The sequence below is a fragment of the Streptomyces sp. NBC_01335 genome (genome assembly GCF_035953295.1).
Taxonomy (GTDB): domain Bacteria; phylum Actinomycetota; class Actinomycetes; order Streptomycetales; family Streptomycetaceae; genus Streptomyces.
Genome location: NZ_CP108370.1, coordinates 1,628,309 through 1,652,068, shown reverse-complemented (window position 1 = coordinate 1,652,068; position 23,760 = coordinate 1,628,309). Strand labels below are relative to the sequence as shown.

The following is a 23,760-nucleotide window of genomic DNA, read 5'->3' as shown; positions in this document are numbered from 1 at the left end:
CCTTACACCGCGGCCGGACGGGCCGGGTCGGTGGTCGTCGCCGCGGCCGGTACGGACGCGGCGGAGAGGGGGGACGGGATGGTGGCGGTGAGGCCGGTGACCGGGAGGCCGGAGGACGACGCCCCGGGGAGCTGCGAGGGGATCGCGTCGAGCGTCGGGGTGGCGACGGCTCCGGGCTCGTCGGCGATGCCGGTGTGGTCGACCGGCTCGCGCCGCGACAGCTGCCAGATGGCACCGGAGCCCGCGACGAGCAGCGCGGCGACCAGGACGATGCCCCAGGTGCCCTGCCGGGTCAGGAACTCGGCACCCGCGCCGACCAGACCCGCCGCCGGGAGCGTGAGGCCCCAGGCCACGAACATGCGGGTCGCGGTGGACCACTTCACCGTGCCGCCCCTGCGGCCGAGCCCGGCGCCCATCACCGCGCCGGAGCACGACTGCGTGGTGGAGAGCGAGAAGCCGAGGTGCGAGGAGGCCAGGATGACGGTCGCCGCACTGGTCTGGGCGGCGAAGCCCTGCTGCGGCTGGAGGTCCGTGAGCCCGCTGCCCATGGTGCGGATGATGCGCCAGCCGCCGAAGTACGTACCCAGGGCGATGGCCAGACCGGCCGAGCAGATCACCCAGACCGGCGGGTTCGAGCCGGGAGAGAGGACACCGCCGGTGACGAGCGCCAGGGTGATGATCCCCATCGTCTTCTGCGCGTCGTTGGTGCCGTGGGCGAGCGAGACGAGACCGGCCGAAGCGATCTGCCCGGCCCGGTAGCCCCTGGCCGTCGACTTCAGTTGCGCCTCGTCGGTGACGTTCCGGTTGACGCGGTACGACAGCCTCGTCGCCAGCATCGAGGCGGCACCGGCCACCAGCGGGGCGGCGACGGCGGGCAGCAGGATCTTGGTGACGACGGTGCCGCCGTCCACCGAGGACCAGCCCGCGGACATCACGGCGGCACCGATGAGTCCGCCGAACAGGGCGTGGGACGAACTGGACGGCAGGCCGACCAGCCAGGTCACCAGATTCCACAGGATGGCGCCGACGAGCGCCGCGAAGATGACCTCGGTTCTCAGGCCGTCCTCGTCGACGATCCCGCCGGAGATCGTCTTCGCGACCTCCACCGACAGGAACGCGCCGACCAGATTGAGGGTGGCGGACATCGCCACTGCTGTCTTGGGCTTCAGAGCGCCGGTCGAGATGGTGGTGGCCATCGCGTTGGCGGTGTCGTGGAAACCGTTCGTGAAATCGAACACGAGCGCTGTCGCGACGACTATCGCGAGCAGCAGTGTGATGTGTTCCATTTACCCAGGCAATCGTTCGACGTCATTGGCACGTGGAACGTAAGCAACCTGAGTGAACGGAAGATGAACTGGACGGGGCATTGCGGTGCCTCTGTCGCCGGGCCCGGGATTCCGGTTCTGCGCGCGAGGGGGCGGCCGAGGCTCCGGTACCGGTGGGGGGACTGCCCCCGACCAGGGTTTACGCCCGCGTGGAGAAGCCGGACAAGCCCGGACAGGACGGTGAATGTCGTTCCGGTCACGTTCGGGCCGGTCGCCCGGTCCGCTCCCGATTCACAGAAAGGCCGTACCGGCGGTCCTCGGGGTCTTCCCCGTGCGACCGCCCCGCCGCGACACGCCCCCGCCCCGCCCCGCCCTCCGAACGCCCCCGCCGGCGACACGCCCCACGACACGCCGGGCCCACCGGACGGCCCATCCCGCTGGCCCCCGGTACCGCCTTGCCCCAAGACTGAAGCCGTGCGCCCGGCAACAGTGACGGCAGCGGCCGTCTCCACGATCCTCGGCGCCGGCGCGGCAGCGGTCGCCGTCGGCAGATACGCCGGCGGTACCGCTCTCACGGTCCCCGCCGGTCGCCCCCTTCCCGCCGACCGCGGCCTGACCGTGCACGCGACGGCGCCCGGGCAGGTGACCCTGACCCGCTCCTTCGCCTCGCTGCGCCCCGGCCTCTGGGGCCTGTCCGGACGGGACGTCCACGCGGTCGTGGGCCCGGTGACCGACGAGCCCGCGCTCTCCGCGGACACCGTCGTCCGCCGCCTCGAACGCGTCACCCACGGCTCCCTGGAGCCGGGCACCCGCGTCCGCGCCACCCCCGAGGTGCACCGGGGCGACCCCGGCACCGCCCTCGGCCTCGTCCACCACGAGGTGGAGATCCCCGGCGAGCTCGGCGCACTGCCCGCCTGGTACGTCCCGGCCGCCCGCTCCACGTGGGTCATCGCCCTGCACGGCATCGGCACCACGCGCGAACACACCCTGAACGTGACGGGCTTCCTGAACGACCTCCGCCTCCCGGTGCTCGCCCTCGCCCACCGGGGCGACGCCGGAGCCCCGCGCTCCCCGGACGGACTCGACCACCTCGGCGCGTCGGAATGGCGCGATCTCGACGCCGCGATTCGCTACGCCCTCCGCTACGGAGCCGAGAAGGTCGTCCTGCTCGGCTGGTCCACCGGCGCCACCATGGCCCTGCACGCCTGCGTCGAGTCCGCGCTCCGCGACCGGGTCGCCGGCCTGGTGCTGGACTCCCCGGTGATGGACTGGGAGACCACCCTGCGCGCCCTCGCCGCCGCCCGCGGCGTCCCGTCCGCGCTGATGCCGCTCGCCGTCCGCGCCGCCCAGGGGAGGACCGGCCTGCGGGGCACCCCGCTCCTCCAGGGCAGGCTGCCGACCGTGCTGCGCGTTCCGACGCTGATCTTCCACGGCCCCGCCGACACCCTGGCCCCCTGGGGACCCTCCCGGGAACTCGCCGGTCTCCGCCCCGACCTCGTCGCCCTGCACACCGTGCCCGACGCCCCCCACGCGTCGATGTGGAACCTGGGCCCCGCCGCCTACGAGGAAACCCTCCGCCGCTTTCTCACACCCCTGATGTGAGAACCCCGATGTGAGAACCCGATGTGGGAACCGTGATGGGAGAGTTGGGGGCAAACCGCCCGGTTGGTGACGGCCGGACGGGGTCGCTCGGATGAGGCGGGGCGGCCTCCGTTTGGGCTTTCGGCCCGTCAGAGGCAAGACTGCTCCCCGTGACGTCCCGTAACCCGCGCGACTCCAGGCTGCGACTTGTCCGCCCGCGACCCCTCGCCACGGCGCGCAAGGCCGTGACCACCCGCCGCACCAGGCCCGCTCCCCGCCCGCCCGAGGGCACTCCGCCACGCACCGAACTGGCCCGCCAGGCCAGGGAGGTGCTCGCCGCGGACGTACGGGTCGCCCACTGGGCCGCCGACGGCTCCGGCCCCGGCACGGCCTCGCTCGCCGCCGCCGAACTGGCCCGTGCCGCCACCGAGCTGGGCCTCACCCCCGACCGGGTGCTGGCCGGCTGGGACCGCGCCCGGCTCGCCGGTCTCGTCGAGCTCCACGGCGACACCGTGCGCCCCGGCTGGCGCCTGCGCGCCTGGGACCGCGACGACTCGGCGGTGCTCCGCGGCTGGGTCGCGCTCTTCGACGCGTGGTCGCTCGTGCACGCCTCGCCCGAGGGCATCGAGGCGACCGCCGTCGCCGAGGCGATCGAGGCGGTGCCCCAGGTCCTGTCGCTGCTCCAGCTCTCGGCCGGCCCCGTCCCCGTACCCGTACTCCTCGACCTGCTCGGCCAGCGCGTCGCCGAGCTCCACGAGGAACGCTGCGAGGTGCCGTACGCCCCCGGCGCCGTCGGCGGGCCCGCCGACCCCGCTCCCCCCGCCGCCCCCTCCGACGAACTGAACGCCCTGCTGCTCGACTGGGCCCTGGAGGGCCTCGCCGCCGTCGGCGCGCTCACCCTCGAACCGGGCCACGCCACCCTCACCCCGCTCGGCAACTGGGCGGTCTGGGTCAAGCTGGAGCAGATCTGCGTCGCCGCGCAGAGCCCGGCCGGGAACATCGAGCAGCCCGCCGCGGACATGCTCCTCGGCTGCGCCTCGCTCACCCCGGGACCGGCCCGCGCCGAATACCGCGCCTGGCTCGCCGCGCGCACGGTCGGCAGCGCCGTCGCCGAACTGCTCGGCGTCGCCCGGGGCGAGGACGCGCTGCTGCGCGGACTGGCCTTCGAGGCGCTGCGCGTCGTCGGCGCCCCGGCCGAGCCCGAGGTCCGCGCGGTCGTCACGCACCCCTCGCTCCGCCCGTACGCCCTGCTCTGGCTCGCCGAGTACGAGGGCGCCGACCCGGACGACGCCCAGGAGGTACTCAGCCGCGAGGAGGCCACCTGGCTCTGGGTGGACACCGCCGCGGCCGTCGCCGACCACGGCGAGACCGGACTGCTCGTGCGGCATCTGGACACCGCCGTCCAGGGCACCGTCCCCGCGCTGCTCGAAGAGGTCCGCGCGGTCGGCCACCCGCGCACCGTCCAGGTCCTGGTCGCGCTCGCCGCGGCCCACCCGGACCCCGCGCTCGCCAAGGCGATGCGCCGCGCCGCGTTCCAGGTGCACACCGGCGGCAGCCGCGCCTGACCCGCCGCGCTCCGGGCCCGCCGGGCCGTGTCCGACCGTGCCCGCAGGGCGCACGGTCGGACACGGCCCGGCTCAGGCGGCGCCGGGGGCGTACGTCCCGAAGCTCCACACGTTGCCCTCGGCGTCCCGGGCCATGTAGTCGCGCGAGCCGTAGTCCTGGTCGGTCGGCGGCATAAGGATCTCCAGCCCGTGCGCCGCCGCCCGCGCGTGGTGGCGGTCCACGGCCTCCGCCGAGTCGAGGACAATGTAAATTCCGGCCGGACCCCCGCCCGCCATGGCCCGCGCGAAGACCCCCTCGCGCCCCCGGGACCCGAGCATCACGCGACCGTTGCCCGAGGACAGTTCCGCGTGGACCACCGCGCCGTCCTCACCCTCGTACACCGCTTCCTCGGTGAACCCCAGCGCCTCGGTCAGCGTCCTGATCGCCGCCTTCGCGTCGTCGTACAGGACCGTCGGGAAGACCGTGGGCGCGCCGTGCGCCGTCTCCGTCATGGAACGTCACCCTCCGCCACTCGCCGAGTGATGTGATCCCCGTCTCATTCTGGCACCGCCCGGCGGTCCGGGCCCGTGCACGGCGGAGGAGTTGCGCACCGCCCGTAGAATGGGCCCATGGCAATTCTCCTTGTGCATTAGAGGCGTCGAGAGACCTCCGCCCTCGTCCCTCCGCCGTCCATACCGCCCTGGAGTCTTACCGTGATCACCGCTTCCGGCATCGAGCTGCGCGCCGGCGCCCGCGTCCTCATCGAAAACGCGTCCTTCCGCATCGCCAAGGGCGACCGCATCGGCCTCGTCGGCCGCAACGGCGCCGGCAAGACCACCCTCACCAAGTGCCTCGCCGGCGAGGGCACCCCCGCGGGCGGCACCATCACCTCCTCCGGCGAGGTCGGCTACCTCCCGCAGGACCCGCGCACCGGCGACCTCGACGTCCTCGCCCGGGACCGCATCCTCTCCGCCCGCGGCCTGGACGAGATCCTGCGCCGGATGCGCGAGAACGAGGAGCGCATGGCGAACGGCAAGGGCGCCACCCGCGAGAAGGCGATGAAGAAGTACGAGCGCCTGGAGACGGAGTTCCTCACCAAGGGCGGGTACGCCGCCGAGGCCGAGGCCGCCACCATCGCCGCCGCCCTCAGCCTCCCGGACCGGGTGCTGGGCCAGCCGCTGCACACCCTCTCCGGTGGTCAGCGCCGCCGCGTCGAGCTCGCCCGCATCCTCTTCTCGGACGCCGACACCCTGCTCCTCGACGAGCCCACCAACCACCTCGACGCCGACTCCATCGTCTGGCTGCGCGACTACCTCAAGTCCTACCGCGGCGGCTTCATCGTGATCTCCCACGACGTCGACCTCGTGGAGACGGTCGTCAACAAGGTCTTCTACCTGGACGCCAACCGGTCCCAGATCGACGTCTACAACATGGGCTGGAAGCTCTACCAGCAGCAGCGCGAGGCCGACGAGAAGCGCCGCAAGCGCGAGCGCCAGAACGCCGAGAAGAAGGCCGCCGCCCTCAACTCGCAGGCCGACAAGATGCGCGCCAAGGCCACCAAGACCGTCGCGGCCCAGAACATGGCCAAGCGCGCCGACCGGCTGCTCGCCGGGCTGGAAGCGGTCCGGGTCTCCGACAAGGTCGCCAAGCTGCGCTTCCCCGAGCCCTCGCCCTGCGGCAAGACCCCGCTGATGGCGGAGGGCCTCTCCAAGTCGTACGGCTCGCTGGAGATCTTCACCGACGTCGACCTCGCGATCGACAAGGGCTCCCGGGTCGTCATCCTCGGCCTCAACGGCGCCGGCAAGACCACCCTGCTGCGCCTCCTCGGCGGCGCCGAGAAGCCCGACACCGGCGAGATCATCCAGGGCCACGGCCTCAAGCTCGGCTACTACGCCCAGGAGCACGAGACCCTCGACCCGGAGCGCACGGTCCTGGAGAACATGCGCTCCGCGGCCCCGGACCTCGACCTCGTGGAGGTCCGCAAGACGCTGGGTTCGTTCCTCTTCTCCGGCGACGACGTGGACAAGCCCGCGGGCGTCCTGTCCGGCGGCGAGAAGACCCGGCTGGCCCTGGCCACGCTGGTCGTCTCCTCCGCCAACGTCCTGCTGCTCGACGAGCCCACCAACAACCTGGACCCGGCCAGCCGCGAGGAGATCCTCGGCGCGCTGCGCACGTACAAGGGCGCGGTCGTCCTCGTCACGCACGACGAGGGCGCGGTCGAGGCGCTGCAGCCCGAGCGCATCATCCTGCTCCCCGACGGGGTCGAGGACCTCTGGGGCGCCGACTACCGCGACCTGGTCGCCCTGGCCTGACCGGTCGGGCCGCACGCCCCGGGGCGGCCGGTTCGGGAGCGTCCGAGGCCGCCCCGATCGAATGATCCACCCCGAATGGATCATTCGGCCTATGCGTGATCCCTCATCTGTGCGAGACGGTCTCATCCCTCGGCGCGGCGCCCGGCAGATACCTGCCGGGCGCCGTCGTATCGGCGCTTTCTCCCCGTACGGCCCTGACCTGCGCTTTCTCTTTCGTGCCCTCCCCACCTGCCTCCTGAGCCCCTCGGAATGCTTCATTCCGCTTCCCCGGCGCCCTTCCCTGGTCCGGAATCGGGTTGTACGTACCTTGCCGAATGGGTGGCCAGGGCGCACGGTAGGGGTGATCATGAGAAACCAGAGCGCACTTCCCATGAGGAGGCACGGGTGGCCGAGACTCTGAAGAAGGGCAGCCGGGTTACCGGCGTCGCGCGCGACAAGCTCGCGGCAGACCTGAAGAAGAAGTACGACTCCGGGGCGAGCATCCGGGCGTTGGCCGAGGAAACCGGCCGCTCCTACGGATTCGTCCACCGGATGCTGAGTGAGTCCGGCGTGACCCTGCGGGGACGCGGCGGAGCCACACGCGGCAAGAAGGCCGCATCGGCCTGACGGTCGGCGGCGGGTTCCGGGCGCGGCGGAAGGTCCATCGGAACCGGGGTGTACCACCCGGTCGACCACACGGTCGGCCAGGTGGTTACTGTTCAGTCACTTATCAAGTGAAGTGCTGACAGCACCCCGATCCGGAGGCGCACGATGACCTCGCTCGACCCGCTGCTCGACAAGGACGGCGTACGACTCACCGTCGATGACGCGGTCGCCACGGTGACCCTGACCAACCCGGCCAAGCGCAACGCTCAGTCTCCCGCTCTGTGGCGGGCGTTGACGGAGGCCGGGCGGGCCGTCCCCGGCACCGTGCGGGTCGTGGTGCTCCGCGGCGAGGGCAAGTCCTTCTCCGCGGGCCTCGACCGGCAGGCGTTCGCCCCCGAGGGCTTCGACGGTGAGCCCTCCTTCCTCGACATGGCGCGCGGGCCCGAATCCGGGCTCGACGCGACCATCGCCGAGTACCAGGAGGCGTTCACCTGGTGGCGGCGGAACGACATCGTGTCGATCGCCGCCGTCCAGGGCCACGCCATCGGGGCGGGCTTCCAGCTCGCCCTCGCCTGCGATCTGCGGATCGCAGCCGAGGACGTGCAGTTCGCCATGCGGGAGACGAGCCTCGGCCTCGTCCCCGACCTCACGGGCACCCACCCCCTGGTGCACCTCGTGGGGTACGCCCGCGCGCTGGAGATATGCGCCACCGGCCGCTTCGTGCTGGCCCCGGAGGCCGAGCGCACGGGCCTCGCCAACCTCGTCGTCCCCGCCGACCAGCTCGACGCCGCGACCGAGGACCTGGCCGCCGCACTGCTGGCCGCGCCGCGCGACGCCGTGATCGAGACCAAGGCGCTGCTGCGCGGCGCCGTCTCGCGTACGTACGAGGAGCAGCGCGCCGCCGAGCGCGCCGCCCAGGGCCGTCGGCTGCGCGATCTGGCCGGCCTCACCGACTGACGGCGTCAGCCGGTCTCCGGGGCCTCCACCACGGCGGTGACCAGCACCGAGACCGGCGGCCCGTCCTCCAGCGCACCCGTCACGGCGGTGCGCACCGCGCGGGCCACGTCGAGCGCGCGGTGCCCGCCGGCCGTCGCCACCTCGACGCGCACGTGATCGGCGGAGGTGGTCACCGGCGCGCCCAGCACCTGGGTCAGTGAGACGACGCCGGGGACCGCGGCGGCGGCCAGCCCCGCGGCCCCGTCGTCCCGTCCGGCACGGACCTCCGGCCGGGGGAAGGCCGCCCGCTCCCCGGCCGCCGACGTGCCGACCGCAGATTCACCGGCCGCCGACGTGCCGGCCGGGGGCGTCCCCACGGGGGGCGTCCCCGCGTCCAGCAGGCCCGTCACCCGCAGGTCCACCTCCGCCACGTCCAGCCCTAGCCGCCGCGACGCGGCCTCCATCAGGGCCTCCCTGAGCAGCGCGGCGGACGTGGGCAGCGGCCGGTCGGCGGGGGCGGTGAACTCCGCCTCGATCCGCAGCGGACCCGGCGGCAGCGCGCTCGGCGGTGCGGGCGGCCCCTGGGCGCGGCCCTCCCGGCGCTCTTCGCTCAGCCCGTCGCCGTACCGCTCGCCCGGACCCGCTCCGGGCCCGGCTCCGGCTTCCGGCCCCGGGCCTTCCCCCGGCGCGCCGGGGGCGGTGCCCGCCGTCGCCGCGCCGATGCGCAGCCGCCCGAGTACCGCTCCGGGCCCCGCCGTCGAGTCCCGCAGCACCGAGGCGGCGGCCCGCTCCGCGATCCACGCGCCGTCCGCCGGACCGCCCAGAGGGAGCAACCGGCCCAGCCCCAGCCGTTCGCGCACCGAGGCCGTCCATCCATCCGCCCGCCGGGCGCCGTCCGCCGTTGTCATCGCCCCAGCCTGCCGCATCCGCAGCGCGGTCCCGGGCTGGCGCACTTAGTGTGGGCAAGGAAGTACACCCCTGCCCCATCGAAGGGATGAGCGGCCATGAGTGAGACCACCACGCAGCGCCCCGGCCCGGATGCTTCCGGCGAAGGCAGGAGCCTGACGAAGCGCGGCGGCGGCGACGCCGGGACCCGCGGGCGGACCACGATCGCGGACGGGGTCGTCGAGAAGATCGCCGGACTGGCGGCCCGCGACGTCGACGGTGTGCACGCCATGGGCGGCGGGCTCTCCCGCAGCTTCGGCGCCATGCGCGACCGGGTACCCGGCGGCGGCGGCAAGTCGCCCGCCCGCGGGGTGAAGGCCGAGGTCGGCGAGTCCCAGGCCGCGCTCGACCTGGAGATCGTCGTCGACTACGGCGTGGCCATCCACGAGGTGGCCCGCGACGTCCGCGAGAACGTCGTCGCGGCCGTGGAGCGGATGACCGGGCTCGAAGTGGTCGAGGTCAACATCGCGGTCAGCGACGTCAAGCTGCCCGACGAGGAGGACGACGAGGACGACGGGTCCTCCTCCCGGGTCCAGTAGTCCGGGCCGCACCGTGCGCCCGGCGGCCCATCACGCCCCGTGGCCCGGCGGACCGCCGGCCCACCGGGTCCGTTTACCCCTGCGCGTCGAGGGAGTTGAGGAGTCAGCATGAGCATGGCCGTGGTCGGCATGGTGGCCGGCATGGCGCTCGGATTCGCCGGATACTTCGGCGGATTCGGTGCCTTCCTGCTGGTCGCCGCATTGGGTGCGGTCGGCTTCATCGCCGGCCGCTTCCTGGACGGCGACTGGGAACCCGGCGACTTCTTCCGGAGTCGCGAGCGCGGCGACCGGCAACGGTGACCCCGGTGACCGGCCCGGTTCCCGCGGCCGAGCGCGGCGAGACCCGGATCGCCGACCGGGTCGTCGCGAAGATCGCGGCACAGGCCGCCCGGGAGGCGATCGACGAGGTCCCCGAGGACGGCTCACCGCCCAATGCCTCGGTCACCGTTCACCGGGACTCCGCGCGGGTACACGTCAGCCTGGAGCTCGGTTACCCCAGTGACATCGGCCGCCAGTGCGGGGCCGTACGCCGACAGGTGGCCGAGCGGGTCAGGACGCTGGCGGGAATGGAGGTGCCCGAGGTGGCCGTACGGATCGAACGCCTGCACTCCGCGGCGACGGGCTCCTCGGGACAGGGGAGGATCCGGTGAGCGAGCCCTCGTACTCGGACGGCCCAGGCGGCCCGGACGGCCCGGAGCACGGCACACAGCGGCTCCCCGTCGTCACGCCGGAGCCGCTCGGCCCCGAACGGAACGCCTCCTCGTCCACGTACCAGCCCCTCCCCACGCCGGAGGAGCCGGTCCGCGGACGGGCCGGACGCTTCTGGTCGGCCCGCCGCGTCCCCGCCGTCCTCCTCGCGCTCGTCGTGCTCGGCGCCTCGGGGCTGTTCCTCTACGACGTGGCGGCCGTACGCGCCGACCACCCGGCGATGCGGTGGCGGCGCTCGCTGGCGGACGGCCTCGCCGAACGCTCCCTCGACGACGTCTGGGTGCTCACCGGCGCCGGGATCGCCGCCGCGCTCGGACTCTGGCTGCTCCTGATCGCCCTCACCCCGGGGCTGCGCTCCCTGCTGACGATGAGCCGCAGGCACCACGGGGTGCACGCGGCCCTCGACCGCACCGCCGCGGCCCTGGTCCTGCGCGACCGGGCCGTGGAGGTGTCCGGGGTGCAGTCCGTACGCGTCAAGTCGGGACGCCGCAAGGCCGCGGTCCGGGCCGTCTCGCACTTCCGTGAACTCGGCGAGGTACGGGCCGACCTGGAGTCCGCGCTCACCACCGCCATCGCCGAACTCGGCCTCGCCAAACCGCCGAAGCTCTCCGTCCGTGTCCGCCGGGCCGCCAAGAAGGGATGAGCGCCATGCTCCGCACGGTCAATCGGGTGCTGCTCGCCCTCGCCGGACTGATCCTCGTCGCCGTCGGCGGCACCGTGCTCGCCACCGGCCTCGGCGCCGCGGTGCCGTCCTGGTTCCCGTGGAGCGGGAAGTCCGACGTGCTGCTCAGCGACGCGGACCGGGGCCGCTGGCGCGACGAGGGCTGGTGGTGGCCGACCGTCATCGCGATCCTCGCCGTGCTCGTCGTCCTCGCCCTGTGGTGGTTCCTCGCCCAGCTGCGGCGGGCCCGGCTCGCCGAGGTGCTGGTCGACAGCGGCGACGGCGAGGGGGCGCTGCTGCGGGGCCGGGCCCTGGAGGGCGTGCTCGCCGCGGAGGCGGGCAGCCTCGACGGAGTCGCCCGCGCCCAGGTCGCGCTGACCGGCCGCCGGACCGCCCCGCAGGCCCGGGTCCGCATGCGCCTGGAACCGCACGCCGTCCCGGCGGAGGCGCTCCGCGGCCTCTCCGACGAGGCGCTGGCCCACGCCCGCGCCTCGGCCGGACTGGACGAGCTGCCGGCCGAGGTGCTGCTGAAGGCCGTCAAGCACCGCGCGGAGCGCGTCACCTGACGGAGCGGTACGCCGCTCGGCTCAGAACCCGTGCCGGGTACCGCCGTCCACCGGCAGCATGATGCCGGTCAGATAGGACGCGGCGGGGGAGAGCAGGAAGGCCGCGGTCTTCCCGAACTCCTCCGGCGTGCCGTACCGGCGCAGCGGGATGCCGGCCTCGCTCGCGGTACGCGCCGCGTCCGCGTCGCCCGAGAGCGCGTCGAGTTCGCGCACCCGGTCGGTGTCGATCCGCGAGGGCAGCAGCCCGATCACCCGGATGCCGCGCGGCCCGAGCTCGTTCGCCAGGGACTTGGCGAAACCGGCCAGCCCCGGGCGCAGCCCGTTGGAGATGGTCAGGCCGGGGATCGGCTCGTGGACCGAACCGGAGAGCACGAAGCCGATGACCCCGCCCTCGCCGAGTTCGGCCGCCGCCGCGCGGGCCAGGCGCACCGCGCCGAGGAAGACCGACTCGAAGGCCGACTGCCACTGCTCGTCGGTGTTTCCTGCGGCGGTGCCGGGCGGCGGGCCGCCGACGCTGATCAGCACCCCGTCGAGCCGTCCGAACCGTTCCTTCGCGGTGTTCAGCATCATCCGGGCGGCCGTCGGGTCACCGTTGTCGGCGGCGACGCCGAGGGCGTCCGGTCCGAGCCCGGCGGCGGCTGCCGTGACGCTCTTCTCGTCCCGGCCGGTGATGAGCACCTTCGCGCCGTCCGCCGCCAGGGCGGTCGCCGCGGCGTTGCCCAGCCCTCGGCTGGCCCCGGTGACGACGTAGACGCGGTCCTTCAGTCCAAGATCCATGGCCCTATCCTGCCGCTTCCTCCCCGGCGAGGGCCACCGCCGTGTTCACCAGTCCGATGTGGCTGAACGCCTGCGGGTAGTTCCCGAGCTGACGGCCGGCCACCGTGTCGTACTCCTCGGCCAGCAGGCCGACGTCGTTGCGGAGGTCCAGCAGCCGCTCGAAGATCTCCTCGGCCTCGGCGGCCCGCCCGGTCCGCAGCAGCGCGTCCGCGAGCCAGAACGTGCAGACGATGAAGGCCCCTTCCTCGCCCGGCAGACCGTCGACCGACGCCCCCTCCGTGCTGTAGCGGCGGACCAGGCCGTCGCTGCCCAGCTCCGCGCGGATCGCGTCGACCGTGCCGACGATCCGCGGGTCGTCCGGCGGCAGGAAACCCGTACGGACCATCAGCAGCGTCGCAGCGTCCAGCGCCTTCGACCCGTACGACTGGGTGAAGGTGTTCCGCACGGGGTCGTACCCCTTCTCGCACACCTCGGCGTGCACCGCGTCGCGCATCGCCCGCCAGCGGTCCGGGTCGCCCGGCAGGGAGGGGTCGGACTCCAGGGAGGTCACCGCCCGGTCCGCCGCGACCCAGGCCATCACCTTCGAGTGGACGAAGTGCTGCCGCTCGCCCCGGATCTCCCACAGGCCCTCGTCCGGCTCGCGCCAGGTGGACTCCAGGAAGCCGAGCAGGCTGAGCTGGAGGTTCCAGGCGTGCGGCTTGTCGGTGAGACCCGCGTCCCGGGCGAGGCGGAGGGAGTCGATGACCTCGCCGTAGACGTCGAGCTGGAGCTGGCGGACCGCCGCGTTGCCGGTGCGGACCGGCCGGGAGTTCTCGTACCCGGCCAGCCAGGGCAGTTCCGTCTCGGGCAGCCGGCGCTCACCGGCCAGCCCGTACATGATCTGGAGGTCGGCCGGGTCGCCGGCCACGGCGCGCAGCAGCCAGTCCCGCCAGGCCGCCGCCTCGTCCAGATAGCCGGCCGCGAGCAGCGCGCCGAGGGTCAGCGTGGCGTCCCGCAGCCAGCAGTAGCGGTAGTCCCAGTTCCGTACGCCGCCGATCTGCTCGGGCAGCGAGGTGGTCGGGGCCGCCACGATCCCGCCGGTCGGCCGGTACGTCAGGGCCTTCAGCGTGATCAGCGACCGGAGCACCGCGTCCCGGTACTTCCCCTGGTACGTGCAGGTCTCCGCCCACTTCGCCCAGTCCTTCAGGGTGTGCCTGAGCGCCTTGTACGGGTCGATCAGCTTGGGGCGCGGCGAGTGCGAGGGGTGCCACGTCAGGACGAAGGCCACCTGCTCGCCCTCGGCGACCGTGAAGGAGGAGCACGTACTGAACTGCTGCCCCCACGTCTTGACCGGCGGATCGCTGCGCAGCCAGACCGAGTCCGGCCCGGCGACCGCCACCCGGTGGCCGTGCGAGCGGCGCATCCACGGCACGATGGAGCCGAAGTCGAAGCGGAGCCGCAGCACCGAGCTCATCTCGACGCTCCCGCTGACCCCCTCGACGATCCGCATCACGTCGGGCGACTTGTCGCGCATCGGCATGAAGTCGATGACTTTGACGGTGCCGGTGGGGGTCTCCCAGTACGTCTCCAGGACGAGCGAGTCACCGGCGTAGCCGCGGCGGGTGCAGATGTCGGACGCGGTGGTGCCTTCGGGCGCGATCCGCCAGTGCCCGTTGTCCTCGTCGCCCAGCAGCGCCGCGAAGCAGGCGCCCGAGTCGAAGCGGGGCAGGCAGAGCCAGTCGACGGAACCGTTTCTGCCGACCAGTGCGGCCGTCTGGAGATCGCCGATGAGGGCGTAGTCCTCGATACGTTGAGTCACGCAGTTGCGTTTTCCCGAATGGGGCTGTTGCTAAGCAGGCCGGACCGACCGGTGTGCGCGGCCGTGCCGAGGACCCTACGCGTGCGCGGGCTCCGGCTCCCCGGCGCCGCCCGCGGCCTCGGCGGCCGCCTTCGCCGCCGCCTCGGCCAGGTCCTGCTTCTCGCGGCGCACCAGGACCGTCCAGCCCACCGGCACGGCGGCCGCGAACAGCCACCACTGCACGGCGTACGCCATGTGCGGGCCGATGGAGTCGTGGTCGGGGGTGGCGATCTGTTCGGGCGAGTTCTTTGCCGCCGCGGGCGCGGTCATCTCGATGTAGCCGCCGAGGACCGGACGGGAGAGCAGCGCCGACTGCTGGGCGCTGTTGATCAGCATCACCTGGCGGTCGGGCAGCCCCTTGAGGTCCTTGATGCCGCTGGTGCCCGTCGTCTCGTCCGCCATCAGGCGCCCGGTGACGGTGACATCGCCCTTCGGGGCGGCCGGCACATCGGGGAAGGCCGCCTGGTCGGCGGCGGACTCGACCCAGCCGCGGTTCACCATGACGGTGCCGCCGCCGTCGAGGTCGAGCGGCGTGAGGACGTGCACCCCGATCCGGCCGTCGTCGGACGTGCGGCGGCGCACCACGACCTCGTGGGCGGTGTCGAAGGTGCCGCGGGCGCTGACCGTGCGCCAGTAGTCCGCGCGGGGCACTGTGTGGCCGGGCGAGGTGAGCCGCTGGACCGGTTCCGGAGCGGCCGCGAGGTTCCGCGCGATCAACGCGTTCTGCGTGACCTTGTGCTGGTGGCGGTGCAGCTGCCAGAAGCCCAGCTCGACCATGGTCGGGATCAGGGCGAGGACGAGGAGGGTGACGAGCACCCACTGCCGGGTCAACAGGAAGCGGTACACCCCATGACCGTACAACCGGGGTCATGGGGTGCTTCACGGTGGGGTGGTCCGTCGGGCCCGTCACACTTTGTCCACGATGCCCGCCTTCCCCTCGGCGCGGGCGCAGTGACCGCCGCAGAACCAGTGTCCGTCCACCTCGACGCCCTGCCCGATCACCTGCACACGGCAGTGCTCGCAGATCGGCGCCATGCGGTGGATGGCGCAGGCGAAGCAGTCGAAGACGTGCACCGCGCCCTGCGCGTGCACCTCGAAGGACATCCCGTAGTCGTTTCCGCAAACCTCACAACGTGCCATGCGCCACAGGGTGGGACGCGGGGCGCGCGGTGGGCGAGCGGCCGACGGGCGAGTCGCCGCCGGTTCACTCCTATGCCGGTGCCACGTCCCGCAGCAGATGGGTGAAGGCCGCCTCGTCCACCACCGGCGTACCGAACGACTTCGCCTTGACCGTCTTCGAGGTCGCGGAGTCCGGGTCGTTGGTCACCAGCAGGCTGGTGAGCCGCGACACACTCGTCGCCACGTGGAGGCCGGCCTCCACCGCGCGGTCCTCCAGCAGTTCGCGGTCGACCGAGGTGTCCCCGGAGAACGCCACCCGCATGCCCTGCTTCAACGGCCGGTCCGGGCTGTAGCGCCCCGGGTTGGGGTACGGGCAGGCCGGCCGCTTCCGCGAGGGGCGCCAGCTGTTCTGCCCGTACGACGGCTGGTGGCCGATCTTCGGCCGCACCGGCGAGTCCGACCACTCGGTCAGCGGCCGGCACTCCAGCAGCGGCAACCGCACCCCGTCCCGCGCCGCCGCCCGCAGGCTCGGCCGGAACGCCTCGGCCAGCACCCGGGCGTCGTCCAGCGCGTGGTGCGCGTGCTCCTGGACCACCCCGAAGTGCGAGGCCAGCGAGGACAGCTTGTGGTTGGGCAGCGGCAGCCGCAGCTCCTTGGCGAGCGCGATGGTGCAGAGCCGCTGCTCGACCGGGGCGACCACGGAGGCGCGGGCGTACTCCCGGGCGATCATCGACCAGTCGAACGCGGCGTTGTGGGCGACCAGCACCCGGCCGGCGAGGTACTCCGAGAACCGTGCGGCGATCTCCGTGAAGAGCGGGGCGCCTTCGAGCATGTCGGAGGTCAGGCCGTGGATCCATACCGGCCCCGGGTCGCGCTCCGGGTTGACCAGCGTGTACCAGTGGTCCTCGATCTCGCCCCGGGCGTCCACGCGGTAGACGGCGGCGGAGATTATCCGGTCGTCGCGGGCGAGGCCGGTGGTCTCCACGTCGACGACCGCGTACCCCTGGGGATACGCGGCCGGCCACGGCGCTGCGGTCTGACGGTCGTCGAGCATGGTCACAGAGAATACGGGCCCCGACCGACAGTCCCCTATTCGGCCGCTCCCCGGACCCCGATGCGGTACGGGTCCTCCCGCCCACGCCGAGGTGGAGCTCGGCATCGCCCCGGACGAGCTCACCGACCCCTGGCACGCGGCGGGCGCCAGCTTCCTCGCGTTCACGGCGCGTTGCTGCAGCTGCTCGCGATCGTGCTGCCCCCGTCCTCGTACCGGCTGCCGGTGACCGTGGTGTCGGTGCTCGTCGCCCTCACCGCGACCGGCCGGCGGAGCGCCCGCCCGGGCGACGCGCCGGTGGGCCCGGCGGTGCTGCGCACCACGGGCGGGGGAGCGGTGGCGATGGGCGTCACCTACCCGGCGGGGACGCTGCCGGGGATGGCGGGGGTGTGAACCCGATACGGCCGCTTTGGAGGAACTCACCAAACAACAGGGGTGGTTGACCCTTCTTACTTGGTGGTAACAACGTCTGTCCGACCACCCTTCGGCGGCCCTACGGTCATCGCATGGAGCCGAACCTGCCCGATGTCGTGCTGTGGTCCCTGCCGGCCTTCGTCCTGCTCACCGTCGTCGAGATGACCAGCTACCGCCTCCATCCCGACGAGGACACCGCCGGGTACGACGCCAAGGACGCGGCGACCAGCGTGACCATGGGGCTCGGCTCGCTCGGCTTCGACCTGCTGTGGAAGATCCCGATCGTCGCGCTCTACACGGCACTGTACGAACTCACCCCGCTGCGGGTCCCCGTCCTGTGGTGGACGGTCGCGCTGATGCTGCTCGCCCAGGACTTCCTCTACTACTGGTCCCACCGGGGCCACCACGTCATCCGCCTGCTGTGGGCCTGCCACGTGGTCCACCACTCCAGCCGGAAGTTCAACCTCACCACCGCGCTGCGCCAGCCCTGGACCTCCGCGACCGTCTGGCCCTTCTACCTGCCGCTGGTCGCCTGCGGGGTGCACCCGGCCGCGCTCGCCTTCTGCCAGTCGGCCAACCTCGTCTACCAGTTCTGGGTGCACACCGAACGCGTCGGGAAGCTGCCCCGCCCCTTCGAGTACGTCCTCAACACGCCCTCCCACCACCGGGTGCACCACGCCTCCCAGGGCGGCTACCTGGACCGGAACTTCGGCGGCATCCTGATCCTCTGGGACCGGGCCTTCGGATCGTTCACCGAGGAGACCGAACGGCCCGTCTACGGCCTCACCAAGAACATCGCCACCCACAACCCGCTGCGCGTCGCCACCCACGAGTACGCGGCGATCGCCCGGGACGTCCGCGCGGCGACGAGCTGGCGCGAGCGCGCCGGACGGGTCTTCCGCGGTCCCGGCTGGCAGCCCGCCGGAGCCTCCAGCAGCGCCTCCACCACCGTCCCGGCCCCGCAGCACCCGCCGGTCGCCGGGACCACCGGATGACCGGCCGCGCGGGAGCCGGCCCCGGGGGTGAGACGCGTCACGCGCGGTCCGGCCGGATCGCGCCCCTGCTGCTCGCCGGGTACCTCGTGGTGTCGGCCGCCGACCTGGGCGGGCTGCTCGCCGGGGCGGACACCGTCCACCTCCTCGCCAAGCCGCTGCTGATGCCGCTGCTCGCCGCGTACGCCGCCGTCCGGGGCGGACCCGGGTGGCTGATCGCCGCGCTGCTGTTCGGATGGGGCGGCGACGTGGCCCTGATGGTGGACCACGACACCGCGTTCCTCCTCGGCATGGGCTCCTTCGCCGCCGGACACCTCTGCTACCTCCGGCTCTTCGGCCGGGCGCCCGCCCCGCGGACGGCGGGCGGCGTCTACGCGGCCCTGCTCACCGCCTTCCTGGTGGCGATGTGGGGCGACCTCCCGGCCGGGATGCGCCTGCCGATGGCCGGGTACAGCCTGCTGCTCGCCACCATGGCCTGGCGCTCCGGCGCCCTCGGCCGGTACGCCGCCGCGGGCGGGGCGCTCTTCCTGCTCTCCGACTCGCTGATCGCCATCGGGGTCGCCGGCCGGCCGCAGCCGCCAGGCCACGACTTCCTCGTCATGCTCACCTACCTCGCCGCCCAGCTCCTGCTGACCCTCGGAGCGCCCGCCGGTCACGGCCTCGGGGGCATCCGGAGGCCCACGCGGGCCAGGGCGTACCGTGGAAAGGTTGAAACCGCCTGAAAGCAGCAAGGACCCCCACATGCGCGCCACCGTCATCCACGCCCCGCACGACATCCGGGTGGAGGAAGTGCCGGACCCGGTCGTCCGGCAGCCCACCGACGTGGTGGTCCGGGTGCTGCGCGCCTGCATCTGCGGCAGCGACCTGTGGGCCTACCGGGGCGAGTCCGCCCGCAAGCCCGGCCAGCGCATCGGCCACGAGTTCCTCGGCATCGTGGAGCAGGCCGGCTCCGACGTCACCGGCTTCGCCGCCGGCGACCTCGTCGTCGCCCCCTTCGTCTGGTCGGACGGCACCTGCGCCTACTGCGCCGACGGCCTCCACACCTCCTGCCCTCAGGGCGGGTTCTGGGGCTCCGAGGGCTCCGACGGCGGCCAGGGCGAGGCCGTCCGGGTCCCCTTCGCCGACGGCACCCTCGTCAAGCTCCCCGCCGAGGCCGCCTCCGACGACCGGCTGCTCACCGCGCTGCTGGCCCTCTCCGACGTGCTCGGCACCGGCCACCACGCCGCCGTGGGCGCCGGGGTGAAGCCCGGTTCCACCGTCGCGGTCGTCGGCGACGGCGCGGTCGGCCTCTGCGGCGTCATGGCCGCCAAGCGCCTCGGCGCCGACCGGATCATCGCGCTGGGCCGGCACACCGCCCGTACCGACATCGCCCGCGCCTTCGGCGCCACCGACGTCGTCGCGGCGCGCGGCGAGGAGGCCGTGGCCGCCGTGCGCGAGCTGACCGGCGGCGCCGGCGCGCACAGCGTCATCGAGGCGGTCGGCACCGAGCAGTCCATGCGGACCGCGTTCGGCATCGCCCGCGACGGCGGGGCGGTCGGCTACGTCGGCGTCCCGCACGGCAGCGGCACCGGCCTGGACCTCGGCGACATGTTCAACCGCAACGTCGCCCTGCGCGGCGGGGTCGCCCCGGTGCGCGCGTACATCCCCGAGTTGCTCCCCGACGTGCTGGACGGCACCATCGACCCCGCGCCGGTCTTCGACCTGGCGGTCGGCCTGGACGAGGTGCCCGCCGGATACAAGGCGATGGACGAGCGCACCGCGCTGAAGGTCCTCGTCAAGCCGTAGGGAACGAACGCCGGAGAGGCCCGGAGCGCGTCCGCGCTCCGGGCCTCTCCGTCCGAGCGCTGTCAGTAGCGGACCGCGTCCAGCGCGTCCACGTTGCCGGCTCCGTAGAAGCCGTTGTACGCCTTGCCGCCCTTGCAGACCGCGTCGACGGTGCCGTCGCTGTCGATGTCGTAGGGGGCTCCGCACGCGGTGGCGTCGGCCTCCAGGGCCAGCAGCGCCTTCACCGCGGCGGGCGAGGCGTGCGGGTGCTTCGACTCGATCAGGGCCACGACACCCACGACGTGCGGGGTCGCCATCGACGTACCGGCCTTGTAGCCGTACGCGCCGCCCGGCAGCGTCGACAGGATGAGGCCGCTGGTCGCCGGGGCCTGGGGCGCCTGGTAGATCGTCGAGTCACCGCCGGGGGCGGCCACGTCGACCACGCCGTAACCGTAGTTCGAGTAGGACGCCTTGAGGCCCTTCGCCCCCGTCGCGGAGACGGTCACCACACCCGGCAGCATCGTTGGGATGTCGAGGCAGGTGCGCGGGTCGATGACCCGGTCCTCGGTGACGGTGTCGTTGGGGCTCGTCGTGTCCTCGATCGACTTGGCCGCCAGGTCCTCGGCGGAGTTGCCGGCCGCCGCGACGTTCACGACACCCTTGCCCTCGGCGTAGCGGGTGGCCCGGCCGAGCGCCTCGACCAGGGCGCCCTGGTCGGGGTCGTTCTTGCAGTTGTAGAGCCACGGGTCGGTGTAATAGCTGTTGTTCGTCACGTCGACGCCGTGCTCGGCGGCCCAGACGAAGCCGCAGACGACGGCCTCCGTGTAGAAGAACCCGTCCGAGGTCGCGACCTTGATCCCGGCGACCTTCACGCCCGGGGCGACGCCCGTGACGCCGATGCCGTTCTTCGCGGCGGCGATGGTGCCGGCGACGTGGGTGCCGTGGTCGCTCTCACCCGCGGCGGGGCGCCAGGACCCCGGCGTGGTGTCGGGGGCGCCGGAGACGCAGTTGGCGGAGGCCGCCGCGTCGAAGTTGGGCGCCAGGTCCGGGTGGGTGTCGTCGACGCCGGTGTCGATCACGGCTGCCGTGACGTTCCTGCTGCCGAGGGTGATCTCATGCGCCTTGTCCGCCTTCATGGCGGGCAGGTCCCACTGCAAGGGCTCCAGCGGGTCCTGGGACGCGGTCGCGCCCTCGGCCGCCCCGGCAGCCTCCGCCGCGGAGAGCGGCTGCGCCGCCGCGCCCACGTCGGTGGTCGCCTGCGGGACGATCGGGTTGGTGCGGGTGGCGCCGGCCGATTCGACACCGCGCACCTGGCGGATGGTCTCCGCGAACGCGGGGTTCTGCGAGTGGACGACGATGACGCCGATCTGGTCGTACGCGACGACGATCGTGCCGCCGGCCTTCGCGATGGCCTTCTCGACCTGCTCGACGGTCTTGTGACTGCCTTCGGTGTTCACGACGTAACTGAGCTTCGGGCCGTCCAGCGACACGGCCGGGGCCGACGCGGCCGAGGCGGTGGTGGCCGGAAGGAAGCCGAGGGAAGCGGTGAGCGCGATTCCTACGGGCAGCGCGACTGCACGTACGCGCCTGGATGCCAGATGAGCCATGGGTTCTCCACATCATCCGTATCAGCCGGCCGGACACCTTGCGTGTCTGGTCGGGTACATGACCAGTGAAGTTAGCGTCGATCATCGCCACGCATCAATGAATTGAGGCAAACGAGTTCGAAGGGTGATCTATGCGGGCCGTTCGGGGTGCTTTCACGTCATCCACGACGGCCGAAAGCGGGAGTGAACCGCTTCGTCGCGCCGCACGTGCCGTTGTCAGGGGAGTCGCACGACCGATTCCAGCGGAGGTTCCCCATGAAACCGATCACGTCGCCCATCACTGCACCCGCGTCGCGAGGAGAATCCGTGGCTACCGATGCACCGCCGCCCGAGCCCGGTACGGACACCCGTCCGGACCAGCCCACCACCGAGGCCTACCTGGAGGTCCAGGAGAGCGCGGAGTTCGCCGAACTGCGCAGCTCGCACCGGTCGTTCGCCTTCCCGCTGACCGTCGCCTTCGTCACCTGGTACCTGGTCTACGTCCTGCTCTGCAACTACGCGGGCGACTTCATGGGCACCAAGGTCGCCGGCAACATCAACGTCGCGCTCGTCCTCGGGCTCGCCCAGTTCGCCACGACCTTCCTCATCGCGTGGTTCTACTCCCGCCACGCCGCCACCAAGCTCGACCCGAAGGCGGCGGCCATCAAGTCCCGTATGGAGGCCGACGCATGAGCGCCGTCCAGGTCGTGCACCCCGCCGTCCAGCTCGCCGCCGAAGGCGCGAGCGACCACCGGACGCTGATCATCACCCTCTTCGCGGTCTTCGTCGTCGCGACCCTCTGCATCACCGTGTGGGCCGGCCGCCAGACCAAGAGCGCCGCCGACTTCTACGCGGGCGGACGCCAGTTCACCGGCTTCCAGAACGGACTCGCCGTCTCCGGCGACTACATGTCCGCCGCGTCCTTCCTCGGCATCGCCGGAGCCATCGCCCTCTTCGGGTACGACGGCTTCCTCTACTCCATCGGCTTCCTCGTCGCCTGGCTCGTCGCCCTGCTCCTGGTCGCCGAACCCCTGCGCAACTCCGGCCGCTACACGATGGGCGACGTCCTCGCCTACCGCATGCGCCAGCGCCCCGTACGCACCGCCGCGGGCGTCTCCACCATCGTCGTCTCGATCTTCTACCTGCTCGCCCAGATGGCCGGGGCCGGTGTCCTCGTCTCGCTGCTCCTCGGCATCACCAGCGACGGCGGGAAGATCGCCATCGTCGCCCTGGTCGGCCTGCTCATGATCGTCTACGTCACCATCGGCGGCATGAAGGGCACCACCTGGGTGCAGATGGTCAAGGCCGTCCTGCTGATCGCGGGCACCCTGCTCATCACCTTCCTGATCCTGCTGAAGTTCCACTTCAACATCTCGGACCTGCTGGGCACCGCCGCCACCAACAGCGGCAAGGGCTCCGCCTTCCTGGAGCCCGGCCTGAAGTACGGCGCCACCGGCACCTCGAAGCTGGACTTCCTCTCCCTCGGCATCGCCCTGGTCCTCGGCACCGCCGGACTGCCGCACATCCTGATCCGCTTCTACACCGTGCCCACCGCCAAGGCGGCCCGTAAGTCCGTCAACTGGGCCATCGGCATCATCGGCGCCTTCTACCTGATGACGATCGTGCTCGGCTTCGGCGCCGCCGCGCTGCTCAAGCCGGACGACATCATCGCCTCCAACAAGGCGGGCAACACCGCGGCCCCGCTGGCCGCTCTGGAGATCGGCGGCGGCTCCGGCTCCACCGGCGGAGCCGTACTGCTCGCGGTGATCTCCGCCGTCGCCTTCGCCACCATCCTCGCCGTGGTCGCCGGACTCACCCTGGCGTCCTCCTCGTCCTTCGCCCACGACATCTACGCCAACGTCATCCGCAAGGGGAAGGCGACCGAGAAGGAGGAGGTCCGCGCCGCCAAGTGGGCCACCGTCGCCATCGGCATCGTCTCCATCGGCCTCGGCGCCATGGCCCGCGACCTCAACGTGGCCGGGCTGGTCGCCCTGGCCTTCGCCGTCGCCGCCTCCGCCAACCTGCCGACGATCCTGTACAGCCTCTTCTGGAAGCGCTTCACCACCCAGGGCGCCCTCTGGTCCATCTACGGCGGGCTCGCCTCCTCCGTCCTGCTGGTGCTCTTCTCGCCGGTCGTCTCCTCCAAGCCGACCTCGATGTTCCCGGACGTCGACTTCGCCTGGTTCCCGCTGGAGAATCCCGGCCTGATCTCCATCCCGCTGGGCTTCCTGCTCGGCCTGATCGGCACCCTGCTCTCCAAGGAGGAGCCCGACAAGGGCAAGTACGCCGAGCTGGAGGTCAAGTCCCTCACCGGCGTCGCCGCGCACTGAGCGCGCGAGCCCGCCCGCGCGCGAGTCGGCCCGCGCCAGCCCACACGCGCAGGAGTCCGCACGCGCAGGAGTTCACACAACCGTACGGATCGCGTACGTCCCCGCCGCGCCGGTCACGTCGTAGAGTCCTCACGACGTGACCGGCGCCGGTCGTGGCGGAGCGTGGCAGGTCGTGGAACCACGGTGTGCACGACCACGGTGAGGGGAACCACGGTGTGCACGACCACCGTGCGCGGGGTCCGGCCGC

Annotated in this window: 24 protein-coding genes and 1 pseudogene; 16 read left to right on the top strand and 9 right to left on the bottom strand. The window is 72.6% G+C overall.

What is annotated here, in order from left to right; translation table 11 throughout:
- Nucleotides 1-2: 2 nt before the first annotated feature.
- Entirely contained in the window at nt 3-1,286 is a 1,284-nt protein-coding gene (locus OG599_RS06820) for an inorganic phosphate transporter (protein ID WP_327175041.1), read from the bottom strand.
- Between the two features lie 453 nt (nt 1,287-1,739).
- Between OG599_RS06820 and OG599_RS06815 the strand changes: the two genes are divergently transcribed.
- Entirely contained in the window at nt 1,740-2,867 is a 1,128-nt protein-coding gene (locus OG599_RS06815) for an alpha/beta hydrolase (RefSeq protein ID WP_327175040.1), read from the top strand.
- Nucleotides 2,868-3,091: 224 nt separating this feature from the next.
- Entirely contained in the window at nt 3,092-4,411 is a 1,320-nt protein-coding gene (locus OG599_RS06810) for a hypothetical protein (protein WP_327179944.1), read from the top strand.
- A gap of 72 nt (nt 4,412-4,483) precedes the next feature.
- On the opposite strand, the gene OG599_RS06805 is transcribed toward OG599_RS06810, so the two are convergent.
- Complete coding sequence (locus OG599_RS06805; protein WP_327175039.1) at nt 4,484-4,903, bottom strand: VOC family protein; 420 nt, start codon at nt 4,901-4,903, stop codon at nt 4,484-4,486.
- 201 nt (nt 4,904-5,104) lie between these two features.
- Here OG599_RS06805 and OG599_RS06800 point away from each other — a divergent pair, with 201 nt between their 5' ends.
- From OG599_RS06800 to OG599_RS06790, 3 genes are all read left to right on the top strand, one after another.
- Entirely contained in the window at nt 5,105-6,703 is a 1,599-nt protein-coding gene (locus OG599_RS06800; RefSeq protein WP_327175038.1) for an ABC-F family ATP-binding cassette domain-containing protein, read from the top strand.
- Between the two features lie 384 nt (nt 6,704-7,087).
- Nucleotides 7,088-7,309, top strand: coding sequence for a helix-turn-helix domain-containing protein (locus OG599_RS06795; RefSeq protein ID WP_266702971.1), 222 nt, complete (start codon nt 7,088-7,090; stop codon nt 7,307-7,309).
- A gap of 144 nt (nt 7,310-7,453) precedes the next feature.
- Nucleotides 7,454-8,245: an enoyl-CoA hydratase/isomerase family protein gene (locus OG599_RS06790; protein WP_327175037.1), complete on the top strand. Its 792-nt coding sequence runs from the start codon at nt 7,454-7,456 to the stop codon at nt 8,243-8,245.
- 5 nt (nt 8,246-8,250) lie between these two features.
- On the opposite strand, the gene OG599_RS06785 is transcribed toward OG599_RS06790, so the two are convergent.
- Nucleotides 8,251-9,132 carry a hypothetical protein gene (locus OG599_RS06785; RefSeq protein WP_327175036.1) on the bottom strand — a complete coding sequence of 294 codons (882 nt, stop codon included), beginning with the start codon at nt 9,130-9,132 and terminating at the stop codon, nt 8,251-8,253.
- A 96-nt stretch (nt 9,133-9,228) separates the two neighbouring features.
- On the opposite strand from OG599_RS06785, the gene OG599_RS06780 reads away from it, so the two are divergent.
- From OG599_RS06780 to amaP, 5 genes are all read left to right on the top strand, one after another.
- Complete coding sequence (locus tag OG599_RS06780) at nt 9,229-9,708, top strand: Asp23/Gls24 family envelope stress response protein (protein WP_327175035.1); 480 nt, start codon at nt 9,229-9,231, stop codon at nt 9,706-9,708.
- Between the two features lie 108 nt (nt 9,709-9,816).
- A complete protein-coding gene (locus OG599_RS06775; protein WP_266702963.1) occupies nt 9,817-10,008 on the top strand; it encodes a hypothetical protein in 192 nt (63 codons plus the stop codon).
- Complete coding sequence (locus OG599_RS06770) at nt 10,005-10,358, top strand: Asp23/Gls24 family envelope stress response protein (protein WP_327175034.1); 354 nt, start codon at nt 10,005-10,007, stop codon at nt 10,356-10,358. Before OG599_RS06775 ends, OG599_RS06770 begins: the two co-directional genes overlap by 4 nt.
- The gene (locus OG599_RS06765; RefSeq protein ID WP_327175033.1) at nt 10,355-11,059 is read left to right on the top strand and encodes a DUF6286 domain-containing protein; all 705 of its coding nucleotides are present in this window, start codon (nt 10,355-10,357) and stop codon (nt 11,057-11,059) included. The genes OG599_RS06770 and OG599_RS06765 overlap by 4 nt, the downstream gene beginning before the upstream one ends.
- Complete coding sequence (gene amaP, locus OG599_RS06760) at nt 11,056-11,643, top strand: alkaline shock response membrane anchor protein AmaP (RefSeq protein WP_327175032.1); 588 nt, start codon at nt 11,056-11,058, stop codon at nt 11,641-11,643. Before OG599_RS06765 ends, amaP begins: the two co-directional genes overlap by 4 nt.
- Nucleotides 11,644-11,664: 21 nt before the next feature.
- Here amaP and OG599_RS06755 read toward each other — a convergent pair whose 3' ends face one another.
- From OG599_RS06755 to OG599_RS06735, 5 genes are all read right to left on the bottom strand, one after another.
- Complete coding sequence (locus OG599_RS06755) at nt 11,665-12,420, bottom strand: SDR family oxidoreductase (RefSeq protein WP_327175031.1); 756 nt, start codon at nt 12,418-12,420, stop codon at nt 11,665-11,667.
- 4 nt (nt 12,421-12,424) lie between these two features.
- On the bottom strand, nt 12,425-14,218 hold the full coding sequence (locus OG599_RS06750) for a glycoside hydrolase family 15 protein (RefSeq protein WP_327175030.1): 1,794 nt from the start codon (nt 14,216-14,218) through the stop codon (nt 12,425-12,427).
- A gap of 75 nt (nt 14,219-14,293) precedes the next feature.
- Nucleotides 14,294-15,103: an SURF1 family cytochrome oxidase biogenesis protein gene (locus tag OG599_RS06745; RefSeq protein WP_327175029.1), complete on the bottom strand. Its 810-nt coding sequence runs from the start codon at nt 15,101-15,103 to the stop codon at nt 14,294-14,296.
- Nucleotides 15,104-15,163: 60 nt separating this feature from the next.
- Complete coding sequence (locus OG599_RS06740; protein ID WP_136320436.1) at nt 15,164-15,397, bottom strand: hypothetical protein; 234 nt, start codon at nt 15,395-15,397, stop codon at nt 15,164-15,166.
- 70 nt (nt 15,398-15,467) lie between these two features.
- Complete coding sequence (locus tag OG599_RS06735; protein ID WP_327175028.1) at nt 15,468-16,436, bottom strand: DEDDh family exonuclease; 969 nt, start codon at nt 16,434-16,436, stop codon at nt 15,468-15,470.
- A gap of 73 nt (nt 16,437-16,509) precedes the next feature.
- Between OG599_RS06735 and OG599_RS06730 the strand changes: the two are divergent.
- From OG599_RS06730 to OG599_RS06715, 4 genes and pseudogenes are all read left to right on the top strand, one after another.
- Nucleotides 16,510-16,820: pseudogene (locus OG599_RS06730) on the top strand (VIT1/CCC1 transporter family protein); the annotation flags it as partial.
- 113 nt (nt 16,821-16,933) lie between these two features.
- Entirely contained in the window at nt 16,934-17,836 is a 903-nt protein-coding gene (locus OG599_RS06725) for a sterol desaturase family protein (protein ID WP_327175027.1), read from the top strand.
- Complete coding sequence (locus tag OG599_RS06720) at nt 17,833-18,555, top strand: lysoplasmalogenase (RefSeq protein WP_327175026.1); 723 nt, start codon at nt 17,833-17,835, stop codon at nt 18,553-18,555. The genes OG599_RS06725 and OG599_RS06720 overlap by 4 nt, the downstream gene beginning before the upstream one ends.
- A gap of 19 nt (nt 18,556-18,574) precedes the next feature.
- Nucleotides 18,575-19,618, top strand: a complete 1,044-nt coding sequence (locus OG599_RS06715) for a zinc-dependent alcohol dehydrogenase family protein (protein WP_327175025.1) — start codon at nt 18,575-18,577, stop codon at nt 19,616-19,618.
- Between the two features lie 62 nt (nt 19,619-19,680).
- Here OG599_RS06715 and OG599_RS06710 read toward each other — a convergent pair whose 3' ends face one another.
- Nucleotides 19,681-21,204 carry a S8 family peptidase gene (locus OG599_RS06710; protein ID WP_327175024.1) on the bottom strand — a complete coding sequence of 508 codons (1,524 nt, stop codon included), beginning with the start codon at nt 21,202-21,204 and terminating at the stop codon, nt 19,681-19,683.
- Between the two features lie 306 nt (nt 21,205-21,510).
- Between OG599_RS06710 and OG599_RS06705 the strand changes: the two genes are divergently transcribed.
- Nucleotides 21,511-21,876, top strand: a complete 366-nt coding sequence (locus tag OG599_RS06705) for a DUF485 domain-containing protein (protein ID WP_327175023.1) — start codon at nt 21,511-21,513, stop codon at nt 21,874-21,876.
- Nucleotides 21,873-23,513, top strand: coding sequence for a solute symporter family protein (locus OG599_RS06700; protein WP_327175022.1), 1,641 nt, complete (start codon nt 21,873-21,875; stop codon nt 23,511-23,513). The genes OG599_RS06705 and OG599_RS06700 overlap by 4 nt, the downstream gene beginning before the upstream one ends.
- Nucleotides 23,514-23,760 lie beyond the last annotated feature (247 nt).

Bases quoted from the DNA above. Each gene is read 5' to 3' on its own strand.
- OG599_RS06710 (WP_327175024.1), bottom strand. From the start codon at position 21,204: ATGGCTCATCTGGCATCCAGGCGCGTACGTGCAGTCGCGCTGCCCGTA.
- OG599_RS06775 (WP_266702963.1), top strand. From the start codon at position 9,817: ATGAGCATGGCCGTGGTCGGCATGGTGGCCGGCATGGCGCTCGGATTC.
- OG599_RS06790 (WP_327175037.1), top strand. From the start codon at position 7,454: ATGACCTCGCTCGACCCGCTGCTCGACAAGGACGGCGTACGACTCACC.
- OG599_RS06725 (WP_327175027.1), top strand. From the start codon at position 16,934: ATGGAGCCGAACCTGCCCGATGTCGTGCTGTGGTCCCTGCCGGCCTTC.
- OG599_RS06740 (WP_136320436.1), bottom strand. From the start codon at position 15,397: ATGGCACGTTGTGAGGTTTGCGGAAACGACTACGGGATGTCCTTCGAG.
- OG599_RS06820 (WP_327175041.1), bottom strand. From the start codon at position 1,286: ATGGAACACATCACACTGCTGCTCGCGATAGTCGTCGCGACAGCGCTC.
- OG599_RS06720 (WP_327175026.1), top strand. From the start codon at position 17,833: ATGACCGGCCGCGCGGGAGCCGGCCCCGGGGGTGAGACGCGTCACGCG.
- OG599_RS06780 (WP_327175035.1), top strand. From the start codon at position 9,229: ATGAGTGAGACCACCACGCAGCGCCCCGGCCCGGATGCTTCCGGCGAA.
- OG599_RS06785 (WP_327175036.1), bottom strand. From the start codon at position 9,132: ATGACAACGGCGGACGGCGCCCGGCGGGCGGATGGATGGACGGCCTCG.
- OG599_RS06805 (WP_327175039.1), bottom strand. From the start codon at position 4,903: ATGACGGAGACGGCGCACGGCGCGCCCACGGTCTTCCCGACGGTCCTG.
- amaP (WP_327175032.1), top strand. From the start codon at position 11,056: ATGAGCGCCATGCTCCGCACGGTCAATCGGGTGCTGCTCGCCCTCGCC.
- OG599_RS06755 (WP_327175031.1), bottom strand. From the start codon at position 12,420: ATGGATCTTGGACTGAAGGACCGCGTCTACGTCGTCACCGGGGCCAGC.
- OG599_RS06700 (WP_327175022.1), top strand. From the start codon at position 21,873: ATGAGCGCCGTCCAGGTCGTGCACCCCGCCGTCCAGCTCGCCGCCGAA.
- OG599_RS06715 (WP_327175025.1), top strand. From the start codon at position 18,575: ATGCGCGCCACCGTCATCCACGCCCCGCACGACATCCGGGTGGAGGAA.